Source organism: Thermomonas mangrovi (assembly GCF_028201335.1).
Lineage (GTDB): Bacteria > Pseudomonadota > Gammaproteobacteria > Xanthomonadales > Xanthomonadaceae > Thermomonas > Thermomonas mangrovi.
In genome coordinates this window covers 32,007-45,607 of sequence record NZ_JAPEVV010000007.1, presented here as the reverse complement: position 1 = coordinate 45,607, position 13,601 = coordinate 32,007, and the positions used below count along the sequence as shown (strand labels likewise).

Genomic DNA, 13,601 nt, shown 5'->3' with positions numbered 1-13,601 from the left:
TTCCGCGTGGGGTCAGGCAGCATAGCCCCCGCCGATGGCCGGCGACAGCGCGCGGATGGTGCTTCAGCGTTCCGGCTGCAACCGTATTCGCGGCGCTCGGCGTTGTGGCCGCTGGCGGGCGCTTGTAGCCTCGGGGCTCCATCACCGGGGACGGCCATGCGCTTCCTGCTCGCCTGCTGCCTGCTGTGGTTCGCCGTCGCCCCCGCCGCGCGCGCCGCGGTGGTCGAACACCTGGAACCCGGCAACTGGTGGGTGGGCATGCGCCACGACCGGGTGGAGCTGATGGTGCATGGCGCCGGGATCGCCCGCACCACGCCGCGCATCGACCGCGCCGGGGTGGCGGTGGTCGACGTGCAACGCACCGACAACCCGAACTACCTGTTCGTCACCGTGCACGTCGCGGCGGACGCCGCGCCCGGCGTGGTGCCGATCGCGTTCGAGGCCGACGGACGCACCGTCGCCACCCGCGACTGGCGACTCGATGCGCGCGCGCCGGGGTCCGCGCAACGCCGTGGCTTCGATGCCGCCGATGCGATCTACCTGGTGGTGCCCGATCGCTTCGCCAACGGCGATCCGGGCAACGACAGCGTCGCCGGCCTGCGCGAGGCCGCGCGCCGCGCCGATCCCGACGGCCGCCACGGCGGCGACATCGCCGGCCTGCGCCGGCACCTCGACTACATCGCCGCGCTCGGTTTCACCCAGCTGTGGCCGACGCCGATGCTGGAGAACGACCAGCCGCGCCATTCCTACCACGGCTACGCGATCACCGACCTGTACCGCGTGGACCCGCGGATGGGCCGCAACGGGGACGTGCGCGCCCTCGCCCGCGACGCCCGCGCGCGCGGCATCGGCCTGGTGATGGACGTCGTCCTCAACCACATCGGCTCCGGGCACTGGTGGATGCGCGACCTGCCGGCGAAGGACTGGATCAACGGGGGCGGCAAGTTCTCGCCCACCAACCATCGCCGCACCACGATTCAGGATCCGCATGCGGCGCCCGCAGATCGCGCCGGCTTCACCGACGGCTGGTTCGTGCCCGCCATGCCGGACCTCAACCAGCGCAACCCGCACGTGGCGCGCTACCTGATCCAGAACACCCTGTGGTGGATCGAATACGCCGGCCTGTCGGGCATCCGCGAGGACACCTTCGGCTATGCCGACAGCCGGTTCCTGAGCGACTGGGCGAAGGCGGTCATCGACGAATACCCGCACTTCTCGATGGTCGGCGAGGAATGGAGCCCCAATCCCGCGGTGGTCGCCCACTGGCAGCGCGGCAAGGCCAATCCCGACGGCCATGTCCCGCACATGCCCAGCATGATGGACTTCCCGGTGCACGTGGCGCTGCGCGATGCGCTGCTGCGCCCGGAAGGCTGGGACGGCGGCTGGATGCCGCTGTACGAGATGCTGGCCAACGACTTCCTGTATCCCGATCCCGGCCGGCTGGTGGTGTTCGCCGAGAACCACGACACCTCGCGCCTGTTCGCCCACCTCGACGGCGACCTCGGCCTGTGGAAGATGGCGATGGCCTACCTCGCCACCGTGCGCGGCACGCCGCAGTTCTTCTACGGCTCCGAGGTGCTGCTGCGCGGGCCGCGCGAACGCAGCGACGGCCTGTTGCGCGCGGACATGCCGGGCGGCTGGGCCGGCGATGCCGCCGATGCCTTCACCGGCACGGGCCTGGCCGCCGCGCAACGGGAGGCGCAGGCCTACATCCGCGCCTTGTTCACCTGGCGCAAGCGCACGCCGCTGCTGCACGACGGCGCGTTGACCCACTACGCACCGGCCGACGGGGTCTACGTGTATTTCCGCCACGCCGGCACCGCCTCCGCGCCGGGCCCGTCGGTGATGGTGGCGCTCAATCGCACCGACGCGCCGGTGACGGTCCCGCTGGCCCGCTTCGCGCCGTTCGTCCGCACCGGGATGCGCGCCCGCGGCGCGCTAGACGGCGCCGAGGTCGACCTCGGGGACACGCTGGTCGTGCCGGCGAAGGCGGCGACGCTGCTGGAACTGCCCTGACGCGCGGCCCGCAGCGGGCCGCTGGCTAGATGTGCATCCAGCCAGCGACGACCTTGCGCAGCTCGTCGACGCCCACCTTCGATTCCGCCGAGAAGGTCTGCACGCTGACGCTGTCGCCGAAGGCACGGCCCAGCTCCATCCGCACCGCCTGCAGGGTATTGCCGGCGGCGCCGCGGCCCAGCTTGTCGGCCTTGGTCAGCAGGGCATGCGCCGGCAGGCCGCGCTCCATCGCGTAGCCCAGCATCTGGCGGTCGTAGTCCTTCAGCGGATGGCGGATGTCCATCACCACCACCAGCCCGCGCAGCGCGAAACGGCTGGCGAAATAGGTGTCGATGAAGGCCTGCCAGTGCGCCTGCAGCTCCTGCGGGACCTTGGCGTAGCCATAGCCGGGCAGGTCGACGAGATAGCGGTCGGCGTGCGGCGGCAACCCGAAATAGACCAGCTGCTGGGTCCGGCCCGGGGTCTTGGAGACCCGCGCCAGCGCGTTCTGCTGGCACAGGGCATTCAGCGCGGAGGACTTCCCGGCGTTGGAACGGCCGGCGAAGGCGACCTCGAAGCCGCCGTCGGGCGGCAACTGGCGGGGATTGTGCGCGGCCAGCAGGTAGCTGGCGCGGGCGAAGGGATTGGGGGCGGCCATGCGGATAGGATCGCACGGCCCGCGGTTTGACCGCCTCCGGCGGCGCGACGATAATTCGCGGTCGCGCGGTCGCGTCCGGCCGCACCCAACTCCTGGAGTCGTTGCATGCGCCTTGCCCGCGTCCATGGTCTCGCCGGTCTCGCCCTCCTCGCGGCGGCGGCGGTCGCCTATGCCCAGAGCACCCCGGTCGCGGTGCCGGATGCCGCGCCGGTGCAGGCCGCGCCGCTCGACGACAAGCCCGCGCACTGGGGCGACGCCACCGCCGGGCAGTCCAAGGCTGGCGCCTGCGCCGCCTGCCACGGCCTCGACGGCAACCCGACCGATCCGCAATACCCGCGCCTGGCCGGGATGCCGGAGCGCTACATCGCCCAGCAGCTGGCCCAGTTCAAGAACGGCGAGCGCACCAGCGGCATGGCGGCGGTGATGGTCGCCTTCGCCGCCCCGCTGTCGAACCAGGACATGCGCGACATCGGCGCGTGGTTCGCCTCGCAGAAGGCCGGTTCCGGCGTGGCCGACGACACCCCGATCGCCGACGGCCCGAACAAGGGCGTCAAGTTCTACCAGGTGGGCGAGCGCCTCTACCGCGGGGGCGATGCGGCCCGTGGCATGCCGGCCTGCACCGCTTGCCACGGCCCGTCCGGCGGCGGCAACCCGGGTCCGGCCTACCCGGCCCTGCATGGCCAGCAGGCGGCCTACGTCGCCCGTCGCCTGGAGGAATACCGCGCCGGCACGACCACCGCCAAGGACGCCGCCCATTTCAACCTGATGGCCAGCGTGGCGAAGTCGCTGACCGACGAGGAAATCCAGTCGCTCGGCAGCTACGTGCAGGGCCTGCACGCGCGCGCGCCGGCGACCACCGCGGCAGCCGGCGGCCACTGACCGCTTCCGGGCTTCACCGTTCGTTCCGCCACCCGCGTCGAAGCTGGCGCGGTCATCGACGCCGGGAGACCTTGAACATGCGTGCGCTGCTGCTGTCCCTGCTGCTCCTGCTGGCTGCACCGCTGGCGCATGCCCAAGCGCTGCCGGGCCTCACCGAAGGCAAGGAATACCGCTACATCGCGGCTGGCGCGCCTTATCGCCCCGCCGCCGGCAAGACCGAAGTCGCCGAGGTCTTCGCTTACTGGTGCCCGCATTGCGCGCACTTCGACCCGATGCTGCAGGCGTGGAAGCGCAAGCTGCCCGCCTCCGTGCAATTCGTCGCCCTGCCGATGGTCTCCGGCCCGGACGACGCCTTCGGCCGCGTGTTCTTCGCCGCAGAGTCCTCGCGGACGCTGGGCACGTTGCATCCATTGCTGTTCCGCGCCATCCATGAGACGGGCGAATTGCCACGCAATGCCAGCGTCGCCCAGGTGTCCGCGTTCATCGCCAAGGTGCCGGGCATCGACCAGGCCGCCTTCAAGGCTGCACTGGCGAAGGATGACGCGCTGCGCGCCAAGATGGCCCAGGCCTACCAGTTCGCGCTGCGCAGCGACATCCCCGGCACGCCCTCGCTGGTGATCGACGGCCGCTACCTCGTGCTCGGCGACAGCTACGAATCCTTGCTGGCGAATGCCGGCAAGGTGGTGGCGGCGCTCGCGCCCAAGCCCGCGCCGAAGCCCGCCGCCAAGCCCCGCTCCTGAGACCACGCCACAGGACTTCCCGATGACCGTTTCCCGCCACGCCCTGCTCCTGCTTGCCCTGCTTCCGCTTGCCGCCTGCAAGCAGGACGCGCCTGCCGCCGCGACGCCTGCGGACGCGACCACGGCCGCAGCCGCCAAGCAGGCCAGTACCCAGGATGCGGCGACCCTCGCGACCGCCGAAGCCAACGCGAAGGCAGCGGCCGACGCCGCCGCCAAGGCGCCGCCGCCGGTGCTGGGCACCGATTACGTCGAGATCCCGAACGGCCAGCCGTTCGAGCCGGCCGACGGCCGCATCGAGGTGGCCGAGATCTTCGGCTACGTCTGCCCGTTCTGCGCCGCCGTGCAGCCCACGGTGAGCGCGATGAAGGCCAAGTTCCCGCCTGACGTGCGCATGGTCTACGTGCCCGCCGCATTCGGCGCGATGTGGGACAACTACGCCAAGGCCTTCTACACCGCGGAAGCGATGGGGTTGGTCGACAAGACCCACGACGCGATGTTCCGCGCGATCCACATCGACAAGACGCTGAAGGGCGAACGCGGCATGGACACGCCGGACGAGATCGCCGCGTTCTACGCTGCCTACGGCGCCGATCCCAAGCAGTTCGTCAGCAGCATGGAGAGCTTCGCCGTCGCGACCAAGGTCAACCACGCGCGGCAGTTCATCATGAATGCGTTCACCAACGGCGACCAGGCCGGCACGCCGACCTTCATCGTCAACGGCAAGTACCGGGTCAAGGGCAAGTCCATCGACGACATGTTCCGCGTCCTCAACCAGCTGATCGTCGCCGAGCGCAACGCGAAGGCAGCCGCACCGGCGGCGACGGGCGATGTCGCGCCGGCTGCGACCCCGGCCGCCACGCCTGCCGCGCAGTAAGCGGCACCCCGCAGCCGGCATGGGCACCCGCCGGCTGCGCCTGCTGAGCGCCAACATCCAGGCGGGTTCCAGCACGCGCGGCTACCACGACTACGTCGCGCGCAGCTGGTCGCACGTGCTGCCGGCCGGCAACAAGCGCGGGTCGCTGGATGCCATCGCCGATCTCGCCGGGCGCCACGACATCGTCGGCCTGCAGGAGGCCGACCCCGGCAGCCTGCGCTCCGGCTTTACCAACCAGACCCATTACCTCGCCGAGCGCGCCGGCTTCGCCTACTGGACGCACCAGCCGAACCGCCGGGTCGGCGGGGTCGCCTCCAGCGCCAACGGCCTGCTCAGCCGCCTGGAACCGACCCTGGTCGAGGATCATTCCCTGCCCGGGCGGGTGAAGGGACGCGGCGTGCTGGTCGCGCGCTTCAACGACGGGGAACAGGCGTTGACCATCGCCATCGCGCATCTCTCGCTGGGCGCGCAATCGCGGCTGGCGCAGGTGTCGTTCATCGCCGAGTTGCTCGCCGGCCATCCGAACGCGGTGCTGATGGGCGACTTCAACTGCGATCCGCACCGGCCCGAGATGCAGCCGCTGTACCGCCAGACCGGCCTGCAGCCGCCCGCCGAATGCGTGCCGACGTTCCCCTCGTGGAAGCCGCAGCGCGCGATCGACCACATGCTGGTCACGCCGTCGCTGGCGATCGCCTCGATGCGCGCGGTGCCGGCGGCGCAGTCGGACCACCTGGCGCTGTCGGTGGAACTCGACGTGCCCGAGGCCGCGGTCCGCTAGCGCATCGCACTCCAGGCGAAGCCGCTGCCGACCAGCAGCAGGAACACCGCGAACACGCGCTTCAACGCCGTGCCGCTGAGCGCGTGCGCGAGCCGCGTGCCGAACGGCGCGGCCAGCACCGAGGCCATCGCCACCGCGATGGCCGCCGGCAGGTAGACGTAGCCGACCGCGCCCGCCAAGGGCAATGCGTCCGCGGGCGCCTGCAGGGCGTAGCCCAGCGCGCTGCCCAGGCCGATGAAGATGCCGCAGGCGGACGAGGTGCCGACCGCGCGCACCGGGGCCATCCCGCGCCAGGCCAGCAAGGGCACGGTCATGCTGCCGCCGCCGATACCGACGACGGAGGACACCGCGCCGATCGCCAGGCCCGCGCCGGTGTACCCGGGGCCGCGCGGGACCACCGCATCGCTTGCCACCGCCCCGCGACCCGACCATGCCATCTGCGCCGCGACGATCCAGCAGTAACCGGCCACGCACCAGCGCAGTACGACATCATCCAGTCCGATCGCGAAACGACTGCCCAGCCAGCCGCCGAGCAGCACCCCGGGCACCATCCACCCCACGGTCGGCCACGACACGCTGCCGCGCGCGTGGTGGGCGCGCGCCGAGGACGCGGCGGTCAGCACGATGCTGGCCAGCGAACTGGCCAGCGCGACGTGCATGGCGGCTTCGGGCGGCACGCCCTGGCGCGGCAGCAGCCAGGCCAACGCGCCCACCAGCACCAGGCCGCCGCCGATGCCGAGCAGCCCGGCCAGCACGCCCGCGCAGGCACCCAGCGCCAGGTACACCAGCATCGCCGACATCGCATTCCTCGCCAAAAGTCGTTCATCGATGCTCGGCTATAGTCCGGGCATGCACAAGCACGCCGCTTCCTGCCTGGTCGCCTTGCTGTGCGCGCTGGTGGTGCCGCGCGTGCATGCGCAGGCAGGCGCGCCGCGCGCGGCGAATCCGCCGGTGCCGGTGGCGATGCCATCGGCCGCACTGCGCGATGCCTTCGATCTTGCCGGGCGCGGCCTGCTCGACGATGCCGGCCTCGCCGCCTACGCCGGGCAACCGCTCGCGGGCTGGCTGGAGTACGCCGCCCTGCGCAGCCGCCTGGACACCTTGCCGCCGGCACGCGGCGCAGCCTTCCTGTCGCGCCAGGGGCGCTCGCCCGCCGGCATCGCCTTCCGCAACGACTGGCTCGCGGCGCTGGCGCGTCGCAACGAATGGACGGCCTTCCTCGCCGCGTGGGACCCGACCATCGACGATGCCGGCCTGCGCTGCCTGAATGCACAGGCGCGGATGGCGCTGGGCCAGGCGGATGCCGCGTGGACCCGGGACCTGCAGGCGGTGTGGGGTGGCAGCGGCACGTCGCTGCCCGCCGCCTGCGATGCGCCGTTCGCGCTGCTCGCCGCGCAGGGCGGGCTGCCCGACGACCTGCGCTGGGCCCGCTTCGACCTGGCCGCGGACGCCGCGCAACCCGGCGTGATGCGCGCCATCGCCCGCGGCATGGCGACCCCCGATGCCGCGGCCCTGGGCGAGCAGTACGCCCGCTACATCGAAGCGCCCGACGCCAGCGCGACCGCGTGGCTGAAGGATGCGCGCAGCCGGCGCGTGGCGGCGTCCGCGCTGGCCAGCCTGGCGCGCAAGGACCCGGATGCCGCCGAACGGCTGCTGGCGCAGGTCGGCCCGGCGCTCGGTTTCGACGAGGGCGAGCGCGGCCGCGTGCTGTACCAGGTCGCGCTGTGGACGGTGGCCTCCTACCTGCCGGATTCGGCGCGCCGCCTGGCCAACGTGCCGGCCTCGGCCTACGACGCCAGCCTGCACGAATGGCGGGTGCGCGAGGCCATCGCCCGGCGCGACTGGGCCGGCGCGCTGGCGGGATTGCGCCGCATGCCCGCCGGGCAACGCAGCGATTCGCGCTGGACCTACCTCGAAGCGCGGATGCGCGAGCTCACCGGCGACGGTGCCGGGGCCAAAGCCCTGTTCGCGCAGGCCGCGACCAAGCCGGATTTCCACGGCTTCCTCGCCGCCGACCGCCTCGACCAGCCGTATGCGCTGTGTCCGTGGCTGCCGGCCGCCGCCCCGGCCGCGAAGCAGGCCGTGGCGCGCGATCCGGCCCTCGTGCGCGCGCTGCAGCTGGTCGCGCTGGACCGCCGCGGCTGGGCGCAACGCGAATGGGACGACGCGCTATCGCGGATGACCGACGAACAACGCCGGCTCGCGGTGGAGGTGGCGCAGGACAATGGCTGGTTCGACCGGGGCGTGTTCGGCCTGGTCAACGTCGGCGGCAAGCGCCTGCCGGAGGAGCAGCGCCTGTACCTGCTGCGCTTCCCGCTGCATCACGACGCCACCATCCGCCGCGAGGCCGCGCGCCAAGGCATCGATCCGGCCTGGGTCGCGGCCGAGATCCGCGCCGAATCGGTGTTCGACCCGAAGGCGCGCTCGTCGGCGGATGCGCGCGGGCTGATGCAGGTGGTGCCGGCCACGGGTGCCGAGGTCGCGGCCCGGCTCGGCCTGCCCTGGACGGGCGGCAACGACCTGTACGACGCCGACACCAACATCGCGATCGGCACTGCCTACCTGCGCCAGCTGATGGACCGCTACGGCGGCAAGCCTTACCAGGTCATCGCCGGCTACAACGCCGGCCCGGCCCCGCTCGGGCGCTGGATGGCGCAGCGCGCGGACATGGAGCCGGACCTGTGGATCGAGACCATCAGCTACAAGGAAACCCGCGAGTACGTGGCGCGCGTGCTGAGTTTCAGCACCCTCTACGACTGGCGCCTGCAAGGCGACGCGCGGCGCGTGTCCGACCGCATGCTCGGGATCGCCGATGGCCCGCGCAAGGGCTTCGCCTGCCCGGCCACCGACGCCGCGCCCGCCGCCCCGGCCAAGCCCGCCAAGCCTGCCAAGCCCAGCCTGCGCGAGCGTCGTCGGCGTTGAGCCGCGGCTGCGGCATCATCGCGGCATGAGCAAACCCCTGCCCGCACACGTCCGCACCTACCTGGTCGGCGGCGCCGTGCGCGACGACCTGCTCGGCCTGCCGGCCGGCGACCGCGACTTCGTGGTGGTGGGCGCGAGCACGCAGGACATGCTGGCCGCCGGCTTCCGCCAGGTGGGCCGCGACTTCCCGGTGTTCCTGCACCCCGAAACCGGCGAGGAGCATGCGCTCGCGCGCACCGAACGCAAGGCGGGCCGCGGCCACGCCGGCTTCGTGGTGCACGCCGATCCGGCGGTGACGCTGGAGGAGGACCTGCGCCGCCGCGACTTCACCCTCAACGCGATCGCGCGTGCCGACGATGGCGCGCTGGTCGATCCGTTCGATGGCGTGCGCGACTTGCAGGACCGCGTGTTGCGCCACGTCGGCCCGGCCTTCGTCGAAGACCCGCTACGGGTCCTGCGCGCGGCCCGCTTCATGGCGCGGTTCGCGCCGCTGGGTTTCCGCATCGCCCCGGAGACGCTGGCCCTGATGCGCGCGATGGCCGCCGACGGCGAACTCGCGGAACTGGTGCCGGAACGGGTCTGGCAGGAACTGGCGCGCGCCCTGCGCAGCCCGACGCCCGCCGCGTTCCTGCGCAGCCTGCGCGACGCCGATGCGTTGCGCGTGGTGCTGCCCGAGGTGGACGCGCTGTACGGCGTGCCACAGCGCGCGGAATACCACCCGGAAATCGACACCGGCGTGCACGCGGAACTGGTTTGCGACATGGCCGCACGGCTCGCCCCCGGCGACGACCTGGTCGGCTATGCCGCGCTCTGCCACGACCTCGGCAAGGCGCTGACGCCCGCCGGCGAACTCCCGCGCCACGTCATGCACGAACAACGCGGGGTGGCCGCGGTGATCGCCTTGGGCGAGCGCCTGAAGGTGCCCGCGGAACACCGCGACCTCGCCGTGCTGGCCTGCCGCGAGCACCTCAACGTGCACCGCCTCGACGAGTTGCGGCCAGCGACCGTGCACGACCTGCTCGCGCGCTGCGACGGCTTCCGCAAGCCGGCCCGGATCGGCCAGTTCGCCACCGTCTGCGAGGCCGACAAGCGCGGTCGCGCCGGGCTCTCGGACGCCTCGTATCCGCAGGGCGATCGCCTGCGCCGGCTGCATGCGGCCGCGCTGGCGGTGCGTGGCGATGCGATCGCCGCGCGCGGACTCAGCGGGCCCGCCTTCGGCGCCGCCCTGCGCGACGCGCGCATCGAAGCCATCGCCGCGGCGGATTGAGCACACGCCAGGCAGGCAGCGCCGTCAGTCGCGCGGATCGAGCCGCAGCAGCGCATCCCGCCAGGGCGTCAACGACGTCGCCAGGCCGAGCAGCACGCCGATCGTGTTGGCCAGGGCATCGCTGCGGTCGAGCATCCGCCCCAGCGCCATCTCCGCCTGCAGGATCTCCAGGCCGATGCCCATCAGCACCAGCAGCAGGCAGACGAAGGCCCACGACGCACGCCGCGCGAACAGCTGCACCGCGCCGGCGGCGAGTACCGCGTACGCGGCGAAATGCTCGAACTTGTCGCTGACCGGCACCGCCGGCAGGTCGCGGCCCGGGACCAGCGAGCCGACGACCACCGCCGCGATCGCCAGCACCCACAACCCGGCCCACAGCCACGGGCGGCGGAACGGCTTCAACGAGCGGCCCATGCGGCGCGCGCCGGTCACAGGCGATGGCTCAGGTCGCCGGCCAGGAAGGCCGCACCGAACTCCACCCCGCGCTGGAAGCCCATCGCCTGGAAGCGTTCGCCCATTTCGCTGGGCAGGGTCAGCAACTTGGCCTGCTGGCGCAGGTTGTGGCGGGCGATGTCGCCGGCGGCGCGCGCCTCGGCCAGCGCGAGGTTCTCCTGCAGCCTGTTGCCGATCAGCAGGCTCGCCTGGTGGCAGTAGCCGGTGAACTCGAAGCCGGCGCCGGTGCCCGCTTCGGCCAGGGCGGTGAAGTCCACCGAGGCGGTGATGTCCTGCAGGCCGGGCAGCGCCAGCACGTCTTCCACCAGGTGGTGGCGCCGGAACGCGCGCAGGGTGCCGTCGCGGCGCTGCGGCTGGTAGTACTCCGCGCGCGGATGCCCGTAATCGACGAACAGCAAGGCGCCATCGCCCATCCCGCCGACCACCGCCTGCAGCCAGTACGGCAGCTGCGCGAGCAGCTCGCTGCGATAGCCCTCGGCGAATGGCTGAGGCAACTGGCGTTCGACATGCCGCACCGCCGCGGCCAGCAGTGGATCCGCCGGCCGGTCGACGCGCAGGAAGCGGCCTTCGCCATCCAGCGCGACATGTTCCTCCAGCACCTCGCTATCGCGGATCGCGAAGCGCGGCGTGGGCAGCGCGTCCAGCACCTCGTTCGCGAACAGCACGCCGCGCCAGGGGTCCTGGATCGGGCCGTCGAGCCATTCGACCAACTCGAAGAGCAGGGGCGGCAGGCGCTGCTGGAGGCGCGCGCGCTGGCGTTCCCGCAGGTCGGCGCTGGGCTCGAGGATCGCGTAGCGGGCCGGCAGGGCATCGTCGGCCAGCAGCTTGGCGAGGCAGGTCTCGGCGAAGGCGCCACTGCCGCCGCCGACCTCGAGGAAGCAGGCCTCAGGACCCAGTTGTTGCAGCACCGGCGCCAAGGCATCGGCGACGCAGGCCGCGAACAGCGGCGACAGCTCCGGCGCGGTCACGAAGTCGCCGGCATCGCCGAACTTGGTCGCGCCGGCGCTGTAGTAGCCAAGCCCGGGCGCGTACAGCGCCAGCTCCATGAACTTCCAGAACGGCATGCTGCCGCCGGCGGCGATGATCTGTCCCTGGATGACCTCGCGCAGGCGCGCACTGTGCGCGAGGGCATCGTCGTCGGGGGGTGGCAGGTGCTGCATCGGCACAGGATACGCAAGCGCGGCGCTATCCTGCGTGGATGGACAGCCCACCCGCCGCGCAGCCCGCACGCAAGATCGCCCTGGTCACCGGCGCGGCGCGCAGGATCGGCGCCGCCATCGCCCGCCGCCTGCATGCCGAAGGCTTCGACCTCGCGTTGCATTACCGCCACTCACAGGCGGACATGCAGGCGCTGCAGGCCGAACTCGAGGCGCTGCGCCCGGGCAGCACGCTGGCCCTGCAGGCCGACCTCGCCGCCTTCGACCGCCTGCCGGAACTGGTCGCGCGCACCGTGGGCCATTTCGGCCGGCTCGACCTGCTGGTGAACAACGCCTCGTCGTTCTACCCCACGCCGATCGGCCAGGCCACGCCCGCGCAGTGGGACGACCTCTTCGCCAGCAACGCGCGTGCGCCGTTCTTCCTGGCCCAGGCCGCGGCACCGCACCTCAAGGCCACGCGCGGCGCCATCGTCAACCTGGTCGACATCCACGGCGACCAGCCGCTCGCCGGGCATACGCTGTACGGGATGGCCAAGGCCGCGCTGCGCATGCTGACCAAGGGACTGGCGCTGGACCTCGCGCCGGAAGTGCGGGTGAATGCCATCGCGCCCGGCGCCATCCTCTGGCCTGACGGCGGCAAGAGCGCGCAGGCACAGGCGGCCCTGCTCGCGCGGGTGCCGTTGGGACGCACCGGGGACCCCGGCGACATCGCCGCCGCGGTCGCCTGGCTGGCGAGCGCGGACGCCGGCTATGTCACCGGGCAAGTGCTGCGGGTGGACGGGGGCCGCGCGATCGGCGGCTGACCGTCACTGGCCGTCGCGCTCTTCCTTCAGGACCTGCTTGCGCACGTACAGGAACACGACCAGGCCGATGCCGACCATGAAGATGCTCCCGCCGATCGCCAGCCAACCGACCGGCTTCGCCAGGATCTCGGTCAGGATGGGGTTCATGTCGTCGCTCCTCAGCTGGATGCCCACGCCAGCTTAGGCAGCCCCCGCGCGACCGTTTTGAGCGAAGTCAAATTGCGACCGGCGCGAACCCGACGTCGTGGTCCGGGTGCGCGCGCCACATCGCATCCAGGCGGCAACCGCTGACCGGGTCCACGAAGCCCGGGGCGATCTCGGCCAGCGGCTTGAGCACGAAGGCATGGCGCAGCTCGTCGCGCGGCAGGCGCAGGTGGCCCGGCCCGTCCAGCACCAGGGCGTCGTAGAACACGATGTCGATGTCCAGCGTGCGGTCGCCGTAGCGCGGCCCGCTGCGGTCGCGGCCGTGCGCATCCTCCAGCGCATGCAGCCAGTCGTTCAACGCGAACGGGTCGAGGTCGCTGTCGATGGCGGCCGCGGCGTTGAGGAAATCGCCGCCGGCGAAGCCGACCGCCGGGAAGCGGTACGCGCGGGAGACCTGGACCTCGCCGAAGCGCGCGCGCAGGGCCGCCACGGCGTCGCGCAGGTGCGCCTCGGCATCGAGGTTGCTGCCCAGGCTGAGGTAAGCACGGCCCATCAGGCGCGGCTACGCTCGATCACCACGCCGACCGCGCGCGCGCCGCGCACCGCGCCCGGCTTGCTCAGCTTGAGGCGCACGCGGGCGACGCCGAATTCGTCGAGGATGATCGCCGCGCAACGCTCCGCGAGCGTCTCCACCAGGCCGAAGCCGGACTGTCCGACGTATTCGACCAGGCGCTTGCTGACGTCCTTGTAGTTCAGGGTCAGCGCGATGTCGTCGGTGGCCGCGGGCACGCGGTTGTCGAAGGCCATCTCGATGTCGAACACCAGCGTCTGCCGGATCCGCCGTTCCCAGTCGTAGATGCCGATCAGGGCCTCGATCTCGAGGCCTTCGATGAACACGTGGTCAGTCATGCGCCGATTATGCCGCGCGGCA

Annotated in this window: 14 protein-coding genes and 1 pseudogene; 8 read left to right on the top strand and 7 right to left on the bottom strand. The window is 72.1% G+C overall.

Going from position 1 to position 13,601, the window contains the following annotated elements; translation table 11 throughout:
- Positions 1-156: 156 nt before the first annotated feature.
- Entirely contained in the window at positions 157-2,016 is a 1,860-nt protein-coding gene (locus ON759_RS10535) for a glycoside hydrolase family 13 protein (protein WP_271680342.1), read from the top strand.
- A gap of 25 nt (positions 2,017-2,041) precedes the next feature.
- Here ON759_RS10535 and yihA read toward each other — a convergent pair whose 3' ends face one another.
- Positions 2,042-2,653 carry a ribosome biogenesis GTP-binding protein YihA/YsxC gene (gene yihA, locus ON759_RS10530; RefSeq protein WP_271680341.1) on the bottom strand — a complete coding sequence of 204 codons (612 nt, stop codon included), beginning with the start codon at positions 2,651-2,653 and terminating at the stop codon, positions 2,042-2,044.
- 105 nt (positions 2,654-2,758) lie between these two features.
- Between yihA and ON759_RS10525 the strand changes: the two genes are divergently transcribed.
- From ON759_RS10525 to ON759_RS10510, 4 genes and pseudogenes are all read left to right on the top strand, one after another.
- Positions 2,759-3,532, top strand: coding sequence for a c-type cytochrome (locus ON759_RS10525; RefSeq protein WP_271680340.1), 774 nt, complete (start codon positions 2,759-2,761; stop codon positions 3,530-3,532).
- Between the two features lie 77 nt (positions 3,533-3,609).
- The gene (locus ON759_RS10520) at positions 3,610-4,272 is read left to right on the top strand and encodes a thiol:disulfide interchange protein DsbA/DsbL (RefSeq protein ID WP_271680339.1); all 663 of its coding nucleotides are present in this window, start codon (positions 3,610-3,612) and stop codon (positions 4,270-4,272) included.
- Between the two features lie 22 nt (positions 4,273-4,294).
- Positions 4,295-5,065: pseudogene (locus tag ON759_RS10515) on the top strand (thiol:disulfide interchange protein DsbA/DsbL); the annotation flags it as partial.
- Between the two features lie 100 nt (positions 5,066-5,165).
- Positions 5,166-5,924, top strand: coding sequence for an endonuclease/exonuclease/phosphatase family protein (locus ON759_RS10510; RefSeq protein WP_271680337.1), 759 nt, complete (start codon positions 5,166-5,168; stop codon positions 5,922-5,924).
- Here ON759_RS10510 and ON759_RS10505 read toward each other — a convergent pair.
- On the bottom strand, positions 5,921-6,724 hold the full coding sequence (locus tag ON759_RS10505) for a sulfite exporter TauE/SafE family protein (protein WP_271680336.1): 804 nt from the start codon (positions 6,722-6,724) through the stop codon (positions 5,921-5,923). The genes ON759_RS10510 and ON759_RS10505 overlap by 4 nt on opposite strands.
- A gap of 49 nt (positions 6,725-6,773) precedes the next feature.
- Here ON759_RS10505 and ON759_RS10500 point away from each other — a divergent pair, with 49 nt between their 5' ends.
- Positions 6,774-8,846, top strand: a complete 2,073-nt coding sequence (locus ON759_RS10500) for a lytic transglycosylase domain-containing protein (protein ID WP_271680335.1) — start codon at positions 6,774-6,776, stop codon at positions 8,844-8,846.
- Between the two features lie 25 nt (positions 8,847-8,871).
- Complete coding sequence (locus tag ON759_RS10495) at positions 8,872-10,113, top strand: multifunctional CCA addition/repair protein (RefSeq protein WP_271680334.1); 1,242 nt, start codon at positions 8,872-8,874, stop codon at positions 10,111-10,113.
- 24 nt (positions 10,114-10,137) lie between these two features.
- Here ON759_RS10495 and ON759_RS10490 read toward each other — a convergent pair whose 3' ends face one another.
- Together ON759_RS10490 and ON759_RS10485 are read right to left on the bottom strand one after the other, a co-directional pair.
- Positions 10,138-10,527, bottom strand: a complete 390-nt coding sequence (locus tag ON759_RS10490) for a VanZ family protein (protein WP_271680333.1) — start codon at positions 10,525-10,527, stop codon at positions 10,138-10,140.
- A 14-nt stretch (positions 10,528-10,541) separates the two neighbouring features.
- The gene (locus tag ON759_RS10485; RefSeq protein WP_271680332.1) at positions 10,542-11,726 is read right to left on the bottom strand and encodes a class I SAM-dependent methyltransferase; all 1,185 of its coding nucleotides are present in this window, start codon (positions 11,724-11,726) and stop codon (positions 10,542-10,544) included.
- A 38-nt stretch (positions 11,727-11,764) separates the two neighbouring features.
- On the opposite strand from ON759_RS10485, the gene ON759_RS10480 reads away from it, so the two are divergent.
- The gene (locus ON759_RS10480) at positions 11,765-12,526 is read left to right on the top strand and encodes a pteridine reductase (protein WP_271680331.1); all 762 of its coding nucleotides are present in this window, start codon (positions 11,765-11,767) and stop codon (positions 12,524-12,526) included.
- A gap of 3 nt (positions 12,527-12,529) precedes the next feature.
- Here the strand turns inward: ON759_RS10480 and ON759_RS10475 are convergent, their stop codons facing one another.
- The 3 genes from ON759_RS10475 to folB all read right to left on the bottom strand — a co-directional run bounded on the left by ON759_RS10475 (position 12,530) and on the right by folB (position 13,579).
- Entirely contained in the window at positions 12,530-12,673 is a 144-nt protein-coding gene (locus tag ON759_RS10475; RefSeq protein ID WP_271680330.1) for a hypothetical protein, read from the bottom strand.
- Positions 12,674-12,740: 67 nt separating this feature from the next.
- Positions 12,741-13,223 carry a 2-amino-4-hydroxy-6-hydroxymethyldihydropteridine diphosphokinase gene (gene folK, locus ON759_RS10470; protein ID WP_271680329.1) on the bottom strand — a complete coding sequence of 161 codons (483 nt, stop codon included), beginning with the start codon at positions 13,221-13,223 and terminating at the stop codon, positions 12,741-12,743.
- Positions 13,223-13,579 carry a dihydroneopterin aldolase gene (gene folB / locus ON759_RS10465; protein ID WP_271680328.1) on the bottom strand — a complete coding sequence of 119 codons (357 nt, stop codon included), beginning with the start codon at positions 13,577-13,579 and terminating at the stop codon, positions 13,223-13,225. The genes folK and folB overlap by 1 nt, the downstream gene beginning before the upstream one ends.
- Positions 13,580-13,601: the final 22 nt, after the last annotated feature.

What these genes read in the sequence shown, in the direction of transcription:
- ON759_RS10510 (WP_271680337.1), top strand. Translation starts at nt 5,166, where the DNA reads ATGGGCACCCGCCGGCTGCGCCTGCTGAGCGCCAACATCCAGGCGGGT.
- ON759_RS10480 (WP_271680331.1), top strand. Translation starts at nt 11,765, where the DNA reads ATGGACAGCCCACCCGCCGCGCAGCCCGCACGCAAGATCGCCCTGGTC.
- ON759_RS10475 (WP_271680330.1), bottom strand. Translation starts at nt 12,673, where the DNA reads ATGAACCCCATCCTGACCGAGATCCTGGCGAAGCCGGTCGGTTGGCTG.
- ON759_RS10520 (WP_271680339.1), top strand. Translation starts at nt 3,610, where the DNA reads ATGCGTGCGCTGCTGCTGTCCCTGCTGCTCCTGCTGGCTGCACCGCTG.
- ON759_RS10535 (WP_271680342.1), top strand. Translation starts at nt 157, where the DNA reads ATGCGCTTCCTGCTCGCCTGCTGCCTGCTGTGGTTCGCCGTCGCCCCC.
- ON759_RS10495 (WP_271680334.1), top strand. Translation starts at nt 8,872, where the DNA reads ATGAGCAAACCCCTGCCCGCACACGTCCGCACCTACCTGGTCGGCGGC.
- ON759_RS10485 (WP_271680332.1), bottom strand. Translation starts at nt 11,726, where the DNA reads ATGCAGCACCTGCCACCCCCCGACGACGATGCCCTCGCGCACAGTGCG.
- ON759_RS10490 (WP_271680333.1), bottom strand. Translation starts at nt 10,527, where the DNA reads ATGGGCCGCTCGTTGAAGCCGTTCCGCCGCCCGTGGCTGTGGGCCGGG.
- ON759_RS10505 (WP_271680336.1), bottom strand. Translation starts at nt 6,724, where the DNA reads ATGTCGGCGATGCTGGTGTACCTGGCGCTGGGTGCCTGCGCGGGCGTG.
- ON759_RS10500 (WP_271680335.1), top strand. Translation starts at nt 6,774, where the DNA reads ATGCACAAGCACGCCGCTTCCTGCCTGGTCGCCTTGCTGTGCGCGCTG.
- folB (WP_271680328.1), bottom strand. Translation starts at nt 13,579, where the DNA reads ATGACTGACCACGTGTTCATCGAAGGCCTCGAGATCGAGGCCCTGATC.
- folK (WP_271680329.1), bottom strand. Translation starts at nt 13,223, where the DNA reads ATGGGCCGTGCTTACCTCAGCCTGGGCAGCAACCTCGATGCCGAGGCG.
- ON759_RS10525 (WP_271680340.1), top strand. Translation starts at nt 2,759, where the DNA reads ATGCGCCTTGCCCGCGTCCATGGTCTCGCCGGTCTCGCCCTCCTCGCG.
- yihA (WP_271680341.1), bottom strand. Translation starts at nt 2,653, where the DNA reads ATGGCCGCCCCCAATCCCTTCGCCCGCGCCAGCTACCTGCTGGCCGCG.